Here is a 14928-nt window from a genome sequence, read left to right on the forward strand (position 1 = left end):
GACCTGGCAGCTGCTGAGTCCACACCTGTGGCTCTGATTGCTCCTGCGATTGGCTGATCTGATCAGCCCCAATACAAGGTTTGGCAGCAGCTGAACCTCACAACCCCCTCTAAAGAGGGGGTTTTTTGTTGCTAAATCGCAACTTCTCTGAAAAGCCTCTTTTTGGGCTCAGCAGGATTCCATAATTAGGAGCTTCAGGGAACATGAAATAACCCCTGAGAGTCCTTTGGCGCGAACGGACCTATCACGTGTCTCAATTGATCTCTGGGCGTCAAGCCGTCCGCTTTCTACTTGCCTTCAGCTGCCTTGCACTTCTAGGTGCCTGCACACCACCAACCAGGATGGCGATCCAGTCCCAGGCCCAAGACTCAGGCAAACCTCTTGTGCTCACCACCTTCACGGTGCTAGCAGACATGGCACGCAATGTTGCCGGCGACCGTTTACAGGTGCGCTCCATCGTCAAGCAGGGCGCTGAAATTCATGGTTATCAGCCCACGCCAAGTGACCTGGCCCAAGCTGTTGGTGCGGATTTGATTGTCGAAAATGGCTTTGGGCTGGAACTCTGGGCGCGCAAGTTCACTGCCGCTGCTGGCAAGGTCTCAACGCTGACTCTTAGTGAGGGTATGGAGCCACTGTTAATTGAGGGGGATGCCTACGCAGGCAAGCCCAATCCTCATGCCTGGATGTCTCCGCAACGGGCGATGCAATACGTCGATCAACTGGTGAAAGCCTTTAGCAGGCTTGATCCAGAAGGTGCCAAGACCTTTGCCATTAATGGTCGTCGCTACAAAGACCAGCTCCAAAAACTTGATGATGAACTAAGGACATCTCTGGCAACGATTCCAGCCAAACGTCGTTTACTGGTCACCTGTGAGGGAGCCTTCACCTACTTGGCAAAGGATTACGGCATGGAGGAGGCTTACCTTTGGCCTGTCAATGCCGAGAGTCAGGTCACACCTCAACGTATGGCCAAACTCATCGAGACCGTCAAGCTGCGTGAAGTGCCAGCGATCTTCTGTGAAAGCACTGTCAGCAACAAGGCTCAGCGTGAGGTCGCACGGGCTAGCGGCGCTCGGTTTGGCGGTACATTCTTTGTTGACTCTCTTTCGCAAGCCGATGGGCCGGCCTCGACCTTGCTCGATCTTCAACGACATAACGTCGGTCTGATTCTGGATGAATTGGTACCAGCCAATCGCGAAAAATAATGGATCAGTGTCGTTCAATTCCTTTCGGCGATCGCCTGCGCATTGAGGCCGATCAAATTTGCGTGGATTACAACGGCGTCGTGGCGCTTTATGACGCCAGCCTGCATTTGCGGGCTGGCTGCATCTGCGGGCTAGTTGGAATGAATGGTTCTGGCAAGTCAACCCTTTTCAAGGCCCTGATGGGTTTTGTAAGACCATCACGAGGAACGATCCAAATCAATGGGCTATCAGTTCCCCGTGCCCAGCGCGATCAGGCTGTTGCCTACGTCCCTCAGAGCGAGGAAATCGACTGCTCGTTCCCAATAAGCGTCTGGGAAGTGGTGATGATGGGTCGCTATGGCTCCATGAATCTCTTCCGCATCCCTAGGGAATCAGATCGATTGGCGGTTTGGCATGCCCTCGAACGGGTGGAGCTCCTCGACTTGAGACATCGCCCCATTGGGGCCCTCTCCGGCGGCCAACGCAAGCGGGCATTCCTGGCCCGCGCAATTGCCCAGCGCGCCTCGGTACTCCTACTGGATGAGCCATTTAACGGTGTTGATGTAAGAACCGAAAAGCTCATGGCGGAGCTGTTCCTTCAGTTTCGTCATGAGGGTCACACCATCTTGATCTCCACCCATGACCTCAGTCATGTACGTGAGTTCTGCGATCTGGTGGTACTCATCAACAAGACCGTGTTGGCCTATGGCGAAACGGCAGAGGTCTTTACTCCAGAGAACCTCGCCATGACATTCGGCGGCATGGTTCCGAACGTCCTGAGCGGTGGTCCGACCTCCACGGAAGACTTCAAGCAATGACAGAGCTTCTGGCAACAGCGACAACACTGTCTTGGTTATTGGAACCCCTTAGTCATGAGTTCATGGTGCGTGCCTTGGTGGTGAGTGCTCTTGTTGGAGGGGTATGTGGACTGCTCTCCTGCTACATGACCCTCAAGGGCTGGGCGTTGATGGGCGATGCGGTCTCCCATGCCGTGATGCCCGGAGTGGTTGTGGCCTATGCCCTGGGGTTGCCGTTCTCGATAGGGGCCTTTGTCTTTGGCGTGGGGTCGGTGGCTTTGATTGGCTTTGTAAAACAGAAGTCACGGGTCAAGGAAGACACTGTGATTGGCCTTGTCTTTACAGGCTTTTTTGCGCTCGGTTTGGTACTGGTATCCAAAACCAGAAGCAACATCGACCTCACCCATATTCTTTTTGGCAATGTACTGGGAATCTCAATGGCTGATATCCAGCAAACACTTTTGATTTCTGGAATTGTGGTGGCAATTCTATTGGTTCTTCGCAGGGATTTTATGTTGTTCTGCTTTGATCCAACCCATGCACGTTCGATCGGCATCAATACAGGGCTACTGCATTATTTGCTGTTATCGGTGTTATCACTTGCTGCCGTTGCTGGTCTACAGACCGTAGGCATCATTCTGGTGGTTGCGATGTTAATAACTCCTGGTGCTACGGCCTATCTACTCACAGACCGCTTTGATCGGATGACTTTGCTCGCAATCCTCAGCAGTGCCCTTTCAAGTGTTCTAGGTGTCTACATCAGCTATTGGAGCGATAGTTCCACCGCAGGCTGCATTGTGCTGGTGCAGACCGTTCTTTTCCTGCTGACTTTCTTATTCTCCCCTCGATACGGCATTTTGAAAGTTCAGCGTTCACTTGCTCCATAGGCATGGCCGAACAGCGCAACTCTGACCAGAGAGGATGTGGTTTTTATGGGCCTCTTCAATTCGGCTCCGCTCAATGTGGTTTGAGGAACACCAATTGCTCAATGCCTAATCTCTTTTCAGATTTAAATTGAGCAGGCACGTTCTGTTCATGATCTGCACTTTCAACAGAGAATCCACTGATAACGCCTGAGACTCAAGTTCCAGCAATCACTTGACTTGATCAAGAGTGGCTTTGATTGCCGCTGCTGCTGCTTTGCAGCTGTGGTTGCAATTTGTTTGCAGGCCTTATCCCTGTGATGTGCCTAGAGATTTGTGCAAGGGGCCATGTTTCCTGCAATGACACGTCGTCTACCTGAGCAATGAGTCCTCTGCTGTGCTCTCTGACAATGTTCGGCAGCTTGTTGTTGAGAGGATTTTTGGGGCCTTGGCCGGTTAGGTGTTCGGGCGCATTGCCTGCATCTACGGTTCGAGCGAGATTAAAGATGATCTGACGATTTCCGCACCAGCCTTCTGCCTAAGTTGAGGGAACACCACGTTCGTGCCCGATGCCCTGGGGTGAGGCTCTCAACCGGCGTGATCGTCAACCGGAAGTCATGGATCAGCCAGGGCTCGATCCCACTGAACATGCCAGGGCCTTAAACGGCTTGCGTCGCATCAATGCCATCAGCCGCTGTTCTGCAGGTCTATTCCAATCCATCCAGGCTCTAGCCATCCCTCAGCCCGAGACTCCCCTACGGGTGCTCGAGCTCGCCTGCGGAGGTGGAGACACAGCGATCGATCTTGCTCTGATGGCACAGCGCCAGGGCCTGAAGCTGGAGATTCAAGCCTGTGATTTCAACCCAGAGGCCGTACGTATTGCCCGTGCCAATGCACGGAAACGGAATGCCAAATTGACATTCTTCTCTGCCGACGCACTCTCTGAGAACGTTGATGATGACTTGTTCGATGTGGTGTTCTGCACCCTGTTCACCCATCACTTAGACGACAGCGACGTGGAACGGCTTCTCGCCAGAATGGCAACAAGGGCCCGCAGGCTTGTGTTGGTTAATGATCTGATCCGCAGTCGTCTGGGCTACGTGATGGCCTGGGCTGGAACGCGTCTTCTGAGTCGCTCCTGGGTGGTCCATACCGATGGCCCCCTTTCGGTTCGTGCCGCTTTCCGTCCTGCGGAAATCATGGCTTTAGCCCAACGCGCAGGTTTAGAGGGTGTTCAACTGAAGCGCTGCTGGCCTGAGCGTTACCTGCTCAGCTGGGTGCGTCATTGAGATGCAGGAGTCGTGGGATGTACTTGTAGTTGGGGCCGGTCCTGCAGGGGGGCTAGCCGCCCTGGATTGCGCAAGGCGAGGATTAAGGGTGTTACTGGTGGAAAAACGCGCTTTCCCCCGCTGGAAAGTGTGTGGTTGCTGCTTTAACAAACAGGCTCAGGCGACTCTCGCCTCTCTGGGACAGAACGATCTAATCGTTGATCGCGGCGGCGTAAGACTGCAAACTCTTCGCCTCGGCCTGAATGGGCGTCAAACATCTCTAGCCATTCCCGATGGTTTTGCTCTCTCCAGGGAACGGTTCGACCAGGCACTGATGGATGCGGTCGTTGAAGCTGGAGCTTCCGTTCGCTGTCAAATGAGCGCCGGGGTCGAAGAAGTCCAGCCAGGCTGGCGGATTGTGCGGCTGAAGGATCAGCGCAGCGGTCAGCAGAACCACGTCAGGGCACGTGTCGTGCTTGTCGCAGCTGGGCTTGCCCAGCGTTGCTTACCCGAGCAGGATGCTGGCATCACCAGGATCCGTAGTCATTCCAGGGTTGGAGCCGGTTGTGTTCTTGTTGATGATGAGAAGCACTACACCGCCGGCGCCATTCACATGGCAATCGGCGAACGTGGTTATGTGGGTCTGGTGCGCCGAGAGGACGGTTTACTCAATCTGGCAGCCGCTTTCGACCGGCAGGCGCTAGCCCATGGGCAAGGATCGGCCGGAGCGGCCCATGATGTGCTTATGCAGGCTGGTTTCCCACCACCTGCTGCTCTGAGACAGGGGCGATGGCAGCTGACGCCAGCTCTTAGTCGCGGCGCTGAGGTTGTTGCCGGAGAGCGCTTTCTGGTGATGGGTGACGCAGCAGGTTATGTGGAGCCATTTACAGGAGAAGGAATTGCCTGGGCCCTCACTGCAGGTGCCGTGGTGGCACCATTCGTTCAGGAAGGCCTCCTGCGCTGGAGCCATGATCTGGAGAAACGCTGGACGAGAGAGCTGAAGCTGCGGATCGGTCGTCGCCAGCGAATCTGTCGCACTCTGGCCATGGTGCTGAGGCAGCCAAAACCGACAAAGGCATTGTTTGAACTGAGCAGCCGCTGGCCGGCACTGTCTGAACGGATTGTTGCCAGCCTGAATCATGTGACCCTCCCCTCCGCTGGAAGTCAGCAATGCCTCTGACCATTCGCGGCATGGGAACTGCAGTGCCCGAACAACAAGTCAATCAGAGCGATTCCATGGCGCTTGCAGAGTTTGTCAGTGCCGACAGTCCCGAACGAGCGGCACTGGTCCGCCGGATTCAGCGACGAACTCAGGTTCAGAACAGGGGCAGCGTTCTGCTGGGAGACGACTCGAGTGAGCCGATCAGCCAGCGTTTGCCCTTCTACGGGGCCAAAAGCCCCACGACTGCCGCAAGGATGAACGAGTTTGATCACCATGCTTCAGCGCTAGCAATCAATGCATGCCGTCTTGCCCTCGAGGAGGCCGAGCTAGCAGCTGATGTGATCACTCATCTTGTGACCGTTTGCTGTACCGGATTCAAGGCTCCGGGTGTTGACCTTGCTCTGATCGACCAACTTGAACTTGACCCCGGTGTTCAGAGGACCCATGTGGGATTCATGGGCTGTCACGGTGCCTTGAACGGTCTACGTGTGGCGCGGGCGTTCGCTGAGGCTGATGCCAACGCTGTCGTGCTGCTGTGTTCTGTCGAACTGTGCAGTCTCCATCTTCATTACGGCTGGGACCCTGAGAAGGTGGTAGCCAACGCCCTGTTCGCTGATGGAGCCGCAGCTTTGGTGGCTTCTCAAGCTTTGGCGCAATCGAAGGAATCCCTGACACTGAAGGCTTCTGGCTCCACCGTGATTCCAAACACCAGCAGTCTGATGCATTGGCAGGTCGGAGATCATGGCTTCGCTATGGGTTTATCACCACAGGTGCCAGAGGCGATAGCTGGTGCTTTGCAACCTTGGCTGAGCAGTTGGTTGAGGGACCATGGATCTGATCTGACTGAAATCCGCAGCTGGGCCCTCCACCCGGGGGGGCCGAGGATCCTGCAGGCCTGCGCAGACGCCTTGGCCCTCAAGCATGAGCACCTGGCTGAATCCCGGTCCGTCCTTGAAGCTCACGGCAACATGTCTTCGGCCACCGTTCTTTTCATTCTTGAACGCATGCGTCATAAGGCTTGCAGCGGACCTTGCCTGGCACTCGCCTTTGGTCCCGGTCTTTGTGCCGAAGTCGCGTTGTTCGATCTTTGCAACAAAAACTGAATTCGCACTTCGAGTCAGAATTCAGAGCTACTCAGTTCTTCTTTCATCGAGGATCCATTGTGCGCAAGATGGAAGAAGGAGCAAACACTGCATGTAGATCGAGTTGGTTCTAAAAAGCCAAGAGAATGCACATCTTGAAGGTGATCAAGATCTGCTGCAACTAAGACATAACAAGTACTGCAATTGGCACCGAGCAAATAAACAGGGCAAGCTCGCGAAGTGTTTTAGGTTTTCAGCCTAAGTCAAAGGCTAGAAGGAAATTGAATCATGAATCATGGTTGACAAAGCCTCTCAATAACTTCAACATCAAGAAAAAAGCTAATCAAATATTGCTTGAGTAGTGGAGTTCGACTGGGAATAAATCTTAAATTTTCGACCTGTTCGGAAACAATACAGCCGATTCAAATTGCTTTCATTCACAATCAACCAGTTTCTAAAGATTAACCATAAAGAAATCAAGTGCAGGCAAGAGCGGCAGTCAAGGAAGGCTAACTATTCTTAATATGAATACTCCTGCTTAGGCCTTTAATTGCACCTACAAGTTCAGACTATCATCAACAAATAAATATAAAGAAATTATCACTGGCCGACGATGACTGGAGGCATCCGACCATTCAAACCTGGCACAACCTGAGTTTTGCCATCCCATTTGTCAAGAAATAGCTTATAAAGCACCCTGTCATTGAGACCTCTATTAAGAGTTTCAAACTTGATTGCTTCTTGCCCTGCGATCTTCACTTCTGTTTGCGCCTTTAATAATTGCTGTTCGGCTATTTGCTTCTGTTCAATTGCGGAACGATATTCTTCTGCTATTTTCAACCCAGTCAGATCGAGACCTTTGACCGCAACATAGTCAAACTTTGCCAATTCAGCCGATGCATTGGTTTCTACAATCTGAGAGATATTATTCCAATCAGTTGCAATGGTTACGAGTTCATATTTTGAAAACACAGACTTAAGAGCCTTGAGCAATGAGGGCTGAATGATCCGTTCATAAATCTCAGCATTACCTGTTGCGATGGTACTGTAAATCCTTGGCGCTTCGGACTGCTTCACAGCATACTTAATGGTTGCAGTCGCTTCTATAACTTGCAGATCTTTAGTTAAACTGGAGAAGTTTTCTGGACGTACTTGTGTTCTTATGTTGAAGAAATGAACTGATTGAGCGAAGGGTATCTTTAGGTTTAAGCCAGGCAGACGTGGATTTTCACTAACCTTTCCAAGAGTCGTTACAACTCCTACTTCACCAGCCGGCACGACGAATATTGCTGAAACACCAACAATCGCTGCAATTGAGCCTCCTACAATCATCACCATAGGAGCAACGCCTGCTCGGACTGATGAAATGTTGTTGATTGGTGAACGCATTGAATCTACTTTGCAGCAGAAGCAAGCATAGGCGTTTATCAATCAACATGAGGGAAAACCATGGCAATCCAAAAGGTTCAATTGAATTGGGATACAAGAGTTAATAAGTGGTCAATGCATAGCAAGACAATCAAGAGAGTTCACTTGTTTTGTCAAAACCTTGCAGTCTTTTCATCATCGTTCATTGGCAGCGTTTTTATAATTATGGTTAGTTACGAAAGGTTGATATTGCACATGATCTTGATAGAGTAATTAATAACAGTAAGATTGCGATGCAAGCAGCACAGCTCAAAGTTTTTCTTGCCAAGCTCAAATCAGAGCCCTTGCTGCAAAGTCAATTAACTGCTGAAGGTGCAGATATAGTCTCAACAGCTAAAGTCGCTTCACTCTTTATTGACTCAAATGAGTCCACGACAGAAGCTGTAGTCGAGCTCTCTGACCAAGAGATTAAAGACCAGATTTTCGATGCCCTCAGCAAAAGAAACAATCCCTCCATTAGCCCGATTGTCATATGGGGCACTTTGCTTACAGTGCTTTTGATTTTAGTTGGTGTCTTCTTGAATCTCAAATACTGAGTAAACTCTGTCAACCCCAAAAGTTCAATACTATTTAGATTGAATTCATTTTATCTCTATCTTTGATTAGAGTTTACAGATTTGAAATAGACATCCATGGACGAATCTTCCTTAGTGTTAACGATATTAACCATGCATTTCAGGTCATCTTCTTTTGCAATTTTCACATATCAATCAATACTTAGATCAATAACCTGCCGTCAAAAGCAACCTCATAAGTAACAGAGTTAATGATAAACTTAATGGTAATTTCTGGCACCTTCCTGTTGCTAATCCCTACGAGTAAGAAAGAGGGCAGTAAATAAGTCAATAGTTACTATTCTCATCCTTTATCTTTAAATCATTCCAGTATCTCAACCGGCCCCTTCTTTCTGTCCAAACTATTTGAATGATTTTTAGTTTTTTTTACCTAGGCTTATGTATGGATAAGAGGAGAAGCATTAGCTTTTATTTTAGTCTTCTCGTCGCGAAGATTAGGCGGCGGCTGCGCAAGGATACGAGGTTTCAGCTTCTGCTCTAACCCATAAGGCCATGATCACGCGCTGGTCTGTTCTGGATTAACAAGCTTTCCTTAACCTGCTGCGGCCTATTTGTCACTGTTCTCTTTGCCGGGGTTAAGAGCCTTTCCATCAGTAGCGATATTGAAGAATAAACAGGCAGATGAGATTGCAACATCTTGATCTTGTTAAGCCGCTTCTAGGTTGAGCCACTTCTGATCGCCTCCACCCTCTGGCCTTGTCTTGAAGAGCAGACAGATCAAACCCTAGCCATTCGGCCTGGTCTTGCTGCGCAGAGATAGTCCATGCCGCTCAGAGTGAACTCCTCTGAGATAATTGGCAAGCTGCCTCAGCCTCGCGCTGTTGCGACGCATCCCGGAGTTGGGCGTCATCCAGGGACAGATTGGCTTGCTCGCCTGTTCTATCTCTAGCTTGTCCCTAAAGCCAGTTGCACAAGATGTTGACCACTTGCACAAACTGAGGACATGGCTCCCGAGAATCAAGCTATTGCAGGGCAAGTGAGTGCACATAAGACTGTCTCTTGGCTTGATCAAGAGTGGCCTTGGTGGCCGCTGTTACCTCTCTATCCCTATGGTCAGCGCCGCACCCTGGTCCGGGAACTAATACCCAATCAGATCTGGAGTTTTGAACAACTCCAAGGCCTCTATTACGTCGCTGTGCCTGTCAGGCTCACCGTGGTGAAGGTGCCAGGTGGGTTGATGTTGTTCAATCCCCTTCCTCCTACTCCCGAGTTGCGTCGAGCTCTAGCTGATCTGGAGGCCACCCATGGCAATGTGGTCACGATTGTGCTTCCCACCGCGTCTGGCCTAGAGCACAAACTGTCTCTACCGGCAATGGCACGAGCCTTCCCACAGGCAGAGGTATGGGTTTGTCCTGGTCAGTGGAGTTTCCCTATTTCCTTGCCTTCATCTTGGCTAGGCATTCCAGCGCGCCGCACCAAGGTGTTGCAGGAGGACGGCTTCCCCCATCCGGACAGTTGTACTTGGCTCCCTTTAGGCCCCCTGGATTTGGGGCTTGGCCGTTTTGAAGAGGTGGCTTGTTTTCACCGAGCTTCCGGCGCTGTATTGGTAACAGATGCTCTAGTAGGGATCGAGGCAGAGCCTCCAGCTCTGTTTGATCTAGACCCCACACCCCTGTTATTCCACGCCCGTGATCGGGGTGATCAACCCCTTGAGGATTCTCCACAAGCGCGCCGCCGAGGATGGGCCCGTGTGGTGTTGTTCGCGACCTATCTGAAGCCAGGGCCGCTTGTGATACCTCCCCTGTTGGAAGTGCTGCGCAATGCCTTCAGGCCCGGAACACTTAGCCCTAAAGCCCATTTCGGCCTGTTTCCATTCGCTTGGCAGCCCGGTTGGGAAGCTGCCGCTCAGGAGCGTCTCGGAAAGAACGGCCCGCTTCTACAAGTTGCGCCAGTGTTGGAACGGCTCGTATTTCCAAGAGCGAAGGACGTCTTGTTGGAATGGTTGGATGAGATGCGGCGCCTGAAAGGGATGCGTTGGCTTGTGTCTGCTCACTTCAGCGACATCGTGGCCTTCAAGCCTCATCACGTTCGAGCTTTAAGTGAATCTATTTCCAGACGCCCATGGGCTATCAATCAAGCCAGCTGGAGCTTTCTAGGCAGCGTTGATCAACGCCTGCTCAGCCTTGGTGTGGTGCCGAAAGATCCTCAGGCAGCCTTCAGAGATTGAGATCGTCTGTGTCGACTGCCATCGCTTCATCTGAAAACAACGATTCTTCCAATTCCTTGCGTTGCTCCATCTGGCGCAAGAAATATCCAGTCATCATTGCTGATGCGAGCAAACTGGCGAGATTATCTCGACTGGCTGTGACCTTCACTTCAAATTGCTCGCCTGGGAGCATGCCCAGCAGGCCCTGAACATTGTGGCGAATGATGTCCTGGATATCATTGCTGGCGGACTTGGCGACGCGCTGCAATACATCAGGGGATTGATCCTGAAGGTACTGAATTAGCCCATTACCGTCCTGGCAATCGTTGTTATCGGTGGTCAGGAACTCCGGGTTGAACATCCGGTGTGCTTTTCGTCACGATGTTGACCCTATCGCAGCTAGGTCGTTAGATCCACTCTTGCCTTGGGAGGGGAACCGTATTGGACCGAACCGATTGAGTGGCCAGTACCTCCAAATAGCTGTTCCGATCACAGCTTCTTCTGGTAATGGCCCCCAGAGATGAGAGTCAAGACTGGAATTGCGGTTGTCCCCCATCACCCAGAGTTCATGCTCAGGAACGGTCACCTTCGCCATCTCGTAGTTCATTGGTGCATCACGGCAGTCATCCTTGATGGCGATCTCGTTGCGCAAGAGCTGACCATGATGAACTTCCAGTTGATCGCCCGGACGCCCCACCACGCGTTTAATCAAGGCCGCTTTGGGGTCGTAGCCAGCATCCAATAGTGCAGGTGGCGTGTGAAACACCACCACGCTGCCCAGCGGCAAAGGCTGCTCTTGTTGACGTGCAAGTCGAGGGCGAACCTTCTCAACAAGAATGCGGTCCTTCAACTCAAGGGTTGGCAGCATTGAACCGGAGGGAATCCAGCGAGGCTCCACCACCTGCCAGCGCATCAACAAGGCCAGAACCAACCAGAGCAGCAAGCTGCGCCAGCTACCGCTTGCTTCTTTTCGAGGAGGAGATGGTGTCGGGGTCATCGAAACTGATTAAGCCGGCCCTCGCCGGTCGGTATTGACCGAGAATCGCATTGGCTAAGGCTCAAGCTCTGTCTCTTGCTCACAACAATCTGTTGGTTTGCCTGAGCTTGCTCGAGGCATTTCATGCCTTGGGGCTGCGCCATCTCGTGCTTTGTCCCGGCAGCCGCTCGGGGCCCCTTGCACTTGCTGCAGGAGGAATGGCACGTACCAATCTCTTGCGGCTTAGCACTGCCATTGATGAGCGCTCTGCTGCTTTCTTGGCTTTGGGGTTTAGCACTGCTACTGGCACTGCAGCAGCTGTAGTAACCACTTCGGGCACCGCTGTAGCCAACCTTTTGCCTGCAGCGGTGGAGGCTGATCGATCCTGTCAGCCCCTGTTGCTGCTCACTGCTGACCGTCCCTATCGACTCAAAGATTGCGGTGCCAATCAAACGGTGAATCAGGAGACTTTCTTGAGTCCTGCCTGTCGATGGATTGGGCAGGGCCCAAGAGAGGGGTTGCATCTTTTCAGTAGAGAAACGCTGGAATCATTCGCAGAGGAGGCCTGGCAACGAGCTCATCACCCCTCAGGAGCCGTTGTTCATCTCAATCTGCCTTTTGAGGAGCCTCTACATCTCAGTGAAGAAGAGCAGAGGGTGATCTGGAAGGGGTGGTCTCCCAAGATTCCACGTTCAGCTCCGATCACGCCAACAAATCTGGCAATGGCAGCTGAGGGGACTGATGGGGTTACCGATCGGGCTCCCTTTGCATTGGATCCTTTCCGACCCGGCGTTGTGATAGCTGGTGCTTGGCGAGGCCTAAGTAAAGACCTCTTTGCTTTTCAGCAATCCTTGCGGGAGTGGCAGGCCTTGAGTGGCTGGCCCGTGCTGGCCGATCCACTATCGGCTCTGCCTTCAGACCAACCTGGTCTAATCCGCTCCTGGGAGCTGCTTTTGGCTGCTGGGCTTTTAGGCTCTCATGAGCAGCTTCAAGTGCTGCGTCTAGGACCAATGTCAGCCAGTCGGAGCCTTGAGGCATGGTTGAAAAGCTTTGGTGACGGTCAGCTCCTAATTACAGAGGGAGACTCCCGTTGTCTCGATCCCCTTGGTTTGTCAGTGCAATGGAGTCATGGATTGACGACCTGGTGGCAACACCATCACCATCGCTGGATCAATGCTGATGCCGCCTCTCAACAGGCAACCCAGTCTCTACTGAAAAAATGGCAGATCATCGATCGTTTTGCGCAGGACTGGCTAGATCAGCAGTTACCCCTGCAGGGTGCCATCACAGAACCAGCCCTGGCGCGCTGGTTATCCCGTCTTCTGCCAGCTGAGCTACCAATCATGTTGGCAGCGAGTAGTCCTGTGAGGGACTGGCTGGCTTATGCCGACAAGAGCTTATTTTCGAGACGATGCTTCAGTTTTCGAGGCGCGTCTGGTATCGACGGCACCCTTTCTTTAAGCATGGGTTTAGCGATGGCCCTTGGGCCCACTTTGCTTGTCAGCGGCGATCTAGCTCTCCTACATGACAGCAATGGCTGGTTGCTTGCTCATCCCCAGCGCCCGCCTTTGGTGGTGGTGTTGATCGACAATGGTGGCGGAGGCATCTTTGAGCAGCTGCTTGTGAAGACAGCTCCGAGCGAAGCATTTGAGCAGCTGTTTGCCATGCCTCAGGCGGTTGATCCTCTTGCCCTTGCAGCGGCTCATAACATTCCTCACCGTCAGGTGGCCTGTCTCGAAGACCTACCAGCAGCCTTGGAGTGGGGGCTCTTCCAGACTGGACCTGTTTTGATACGTGTATGCACACATCGGGGTCAAGATTCATCGATGAGGCAACAGCTTCGCGAGGGATTGGTGATGCATCTGCAGTCGATTTCCCAAAATGGCCACATTGATCTTTGATCCCGATGGCTATGGATTCCAATCGGTTTGATATGAGGCCAAGACAGGTTTTGCCTGGCAAGCCCACGATCGAATGGGAACCATGGGGTGAATATCAAGACGTCCTGCTCGATCGCAGTTCAGAAGGCATTGCCAGGGTTGCGATTGATCGTCCGGCCAAGCGCAATGCTTTCCGGCCACGCACGGTGATGGAACTCTGTGATGCGTTTACCCGAATTCGAGACGACCAACGTTTAGGCGTGGTTTTGTTCACCGGTGTTGGACCTGCTGATGATGGCGGCTATGCCTTTTGTGCAGGTGGTGACCAAAGTGTGCGCGGCGACGGTGGCTACCTCGATGAGGAAGGTTTGCCGCGCCTCAATGTTCTCGACCTACAGCGCATCATTCGCAGCTTGCCAAAGGTTGTGATTGCACTTGTCGCTGGCTATGCGATCGGCGGCGGCCAAGTACTGCACTTGTTATGTGATCTCAGTCTGGCGGCAGAGAATGCCGTGTTTGGGCAAACCGGTCCCAAGGTGGGCAGCTTTGATGGTGGCTTTGGTGCTGGTTACCTAGCCCGAGTCGTGGGGCAACGTAAGGCTCGTGAAATCTGGTTTCTCTGTCGTCAATACGGAGCTGAAGAAGCACTGAAAATGGGGTTAATCAACGAGATAGTTCCTCTTGATGGTCTTGAAGCAGAGGGAGTGCGTTGGGCAAGAGAGGTGTTGCAACACAGCCCCACAGCCATCCGCTGCCTGAAGGCCGCATTCAATGCTGAAACCGATGGCTTGACAGGACTTCAGGAGCTAGCCGGCCAGGCCACCCATCTGTTCTATCGAACGGATGAAGCCCAGGAGGGGCGAAATGCTTTTCTACAAAAACGACGTCCAGATTTTTCAGGCTCAGGCTGGCTTCCCTAACCAGCCGCTCTAGGCAGCGTCATGATTGACGCATCGTTTGCTTTGGGGAAGGAGTTCTTGCTACCGCTTCCACTGCCGCTGCTGCCCTCCCTGATTCATGCAGCTGTTCAGGACTCTCTTCCCCAAATCGTCGCCAGCTTCCCCGTCGCTGTGATTGAACGTGAGGGGCGGCATCTGGTCTTGGATCGGCGTAGCCGTCGGCTGCTTGTTTTGGAAGATGGCTCCTTAATTAAAAGCTTCTCAGTGGCGGTTGGCATGCCTGGCTGGGAGACTCCGACAGGTGAGTTTCAAGTTTTAAGCAAGACTCCCCATCCCATTTGGGAGCATCCCCAGAGCGGAAAGCGAATCGGATCTGGGCCGAATAATCCCCTTGGTAGTCGCTGGATCGGCTTCTATCGAGATTGCAACGGTAGAGACGCTCACGATGGTGATCGTTGGCTAACCATTGATGGCTGCGTCACCTCTGGCTTCCATGGAACGCCCCACCGCTGGACTGTTGGCCGAGCCGTTTCCCATGGTTGTGTTCGGCTGTTTGAAGAGGACATCCAATCCCTCTATCGGCTGGTCAAAATCGGCACACCGCTCAAGGTTCTCCCATGATCGTGATCTGATTGAGCTGATGCACATTTAGAGTCTCGCGGCTCTCG

The 14928-nt window shown here is 52.5% G+C and carries 14 protein-coding genes; 11 read left to right on the forward strand and 3 right to left on the reverse strand.

Annotated elements, in window-relative coordinates; all coding sequences use genetic code 11:
• The first annotated feature begins 341 nt into the window (after positions 1-341).
• The 6 genes from PMIT1303_RS02955 to PMIT1303_RS02980 all read left to right on the forward strand — a co-directional run bounded on the left by PMIT1303_RS02955 (position 342) and on the right by PMIT1303_RS02980 (position 6377).
• Positions 342-1205, forward strand: a complete 864-nt coding sequence (locus tag PMIT1303_RS02955) for a metal ABC transporter substrate-binding protein (protein ID WP_197459751.1) — start codon at positions 342-344, stop codon at positions 1203-1205.
• Positions 1205-2002 carry a metal ABC transporter ATP-binding protein gene (locus PMIT1303_RS02960; protein WP_063397444.1) on the forward strand — a complete coding sequence of 266 codons (798 nt, stop codon included), beginning with the start codon at positions 1205-1207 and terminating at the stop codon, positions 2000-2002. Before PMIT1303_RS02955 ends, PMIT1303_RS02960 begins: the two co-directional genes overlap by 1 nt.
• Entirely contained in the window at positions 1999-2868 is an 870-nt protein-coding gene (locus PMIT1303_RS02965) for a metal ABC transporter permease (protein ID WP_063397445.1), read from the forward strand. Before PMIT1303_RS02960 ends, PMIT1303_RS02965 begins: the two co-directional genes overlap by 4 nt.
• Before the next feature lie 545 nt (positions 2869-3413).
• The gene (locus PMIT1303_RS02970; RefSeq protein WP_063397446.1) at positions 3414-4133 is read left to right on the forward strand and encodes a class I SAM-dependent methyltransferase; all 720 of its coding nucleotides are present in this window, start codon (positions 3414-3416) and stop codon (positions 4131-4133) included.
• 1 nt (position 4134) lies between these two features.
• On the forward strand, positions 4135-5292 hold the full coding sequence (locus tag PMIT1303_RS02975; RefSeq protein WP_063397447.1) for an NAD(P)/FAD-dependent oxidoreductase: 1158 nt from the start codon (positions 4135-4137) through the stop codon (positions 5290-5292).
• Positions 5283-6377: a type III polyketide synthase gene (locus PMIT1303_RS02980; protein WP_063397448.1), complete on the forward strand. Its 1095-nt coding sequence runs from the start codon at positions 5283-5285 to the stop codon at positions 6375-6377. The genes PMIT1303_RS02975 and PMIT1303_RS02980 overlap by 10 nt, the downstream gene beginning before the upstream one ends.
• Positions 6378-6956: 579 nt before the next feature.
• Here PMIT1303_RS02980 and PMIT1303_RS02990 read toward each other — a convergent pair.
• The gene (locus PMIT1303_RS02990; protein ID WP_369818700.1) at positions 6957-7694 is read right to left on the reverse strand and encodes a prohibitin family protein; all 738 of its coding nucleotides are present in this window, start codon (positions 7692-7694) and stop codon (positions 6957-6959) included.
• Between the two features lie 323 nt (positions 7695-8017).
• Here PMIT1303_RS02990 and PMIT1303_RS03000 point away from each other — a divergent pair, with 323 nt between their 5' ends.
• Together PMIT1303_RS03000 and PMIT1303_RS03005 are read left to right on the forward strand one after the other, a co-directional pair.
• On the forward strand, positions 8018-8320 hold the full coding sequence (locus tag PMIT1303_RS03000; protein ID WP_063397452.1) for a hypothetical protein: 303 nt from the start codon (positions 8018-8020) through the stop codon (positions 8318-8320).
• A gap of 982 nt (positions 8321-9302) precedes the next feature.
• Positions 9303-10526, forward strand: coding sequence for a DUF4336 domain-containing protein (locus PMIT1303_RS03005; protein ID WP_063397453.1), 1224 nt, complete (start codon positions 9303-9305; stop codon positions 10524-10526).
• On the opposite strand, the gene PMIT1303_RS03010 is transcribed toward PMIT1303_RS03005, so the two are convergent.
• Together PMIT1303_RS03010 and lepB are read right to left on the reverse strand one after the other, a co-directional pair.
• Entirely contained in the window at positions 10516-10866 is a 351-nt protein-coding gene (locus tag PMIT1303_RS03010) for a DUF760 domain-containing protein (RefSeq protein ID WP_011826503.1), read from the reverse strand. The two genes, PMIT1303_RS03005 and PMIT1303_RS03010, sit on opposite strands and share 11 nt — an antisense overlap.
• A gap of 15 nt (positions 10867-10881) precedes the next feature.
• Positions 10882-11502: a signal peptidase I gene (lepB, locus tag PMIT1303_RS03015; protein ID WP_011826504.1), complete on the reverse strand. Its 621-nt coding sequence runs from the start codon at positions 11500-11502 to the stop codon at positions 10882-10884.
• Between the two features lie 50 nt (positions 11503-11552).
• Between lepB and menD the strand changes: the two genes are divergently transcribed.
• The 3 genes from menD to PMIT1303_RS03030 are packed head-to-tail and all read left to right on the forward strand — an operon-like array spanning position 11553 to position 14881.
• Positions 11553-13382, forward strand: a complete 1830-nt coding sequence (gene menD, locus PMIT1303_RS03020) for a 2-succinyl-5-enolpyruvyl-6-hydroxy-3-cyclohexene-1-carboxylic-acid synthase (RefSeq protein WP_369818698.1) — start codon at positions 11553-11555, stop codon at positions 13380-13382.
• Between the two features lie 5 nt (positions 13383-13387).
• Positions 13388-14281: a 1,4-dihydroxy-2-naphthoyl-CoA synthase gene (menB, locus tag PMIT1303_RS03025; protein WP_063397454.1), complete on the forward strand. Its 894-nt coding sequence runs from the start codon at positions 13388-13390 to the stop codon at positions 14279-14281.
• A 21-nt stretch (positions 14282-14302) separates the two neighbouring features.
• Positions 14303-14881 (forward strand): L,D-transpeptidase, encoded by a 579-nt coding sequence (locus tag PMIT1303_RS03030; protein ID WP_081215635.1) that lies wholly within the window; start codon positions 14303-14305, stop codon positions 14879-14881.
• The last annotated feature ends 47 nt before the right edge of the window (positions 14882-14928 follow it).

It is taken from the genome of Prochlorococcus sp. MIT 1303 (assembly GCF_001631965.1).
Taxonomy (GTDB): Bacteria; Cyanobacteriota; Cyanobacteriia; order PCC-6307; family Cyanobiaceae; genus Prochlorococcus; species Prochlorococcus marinus_D.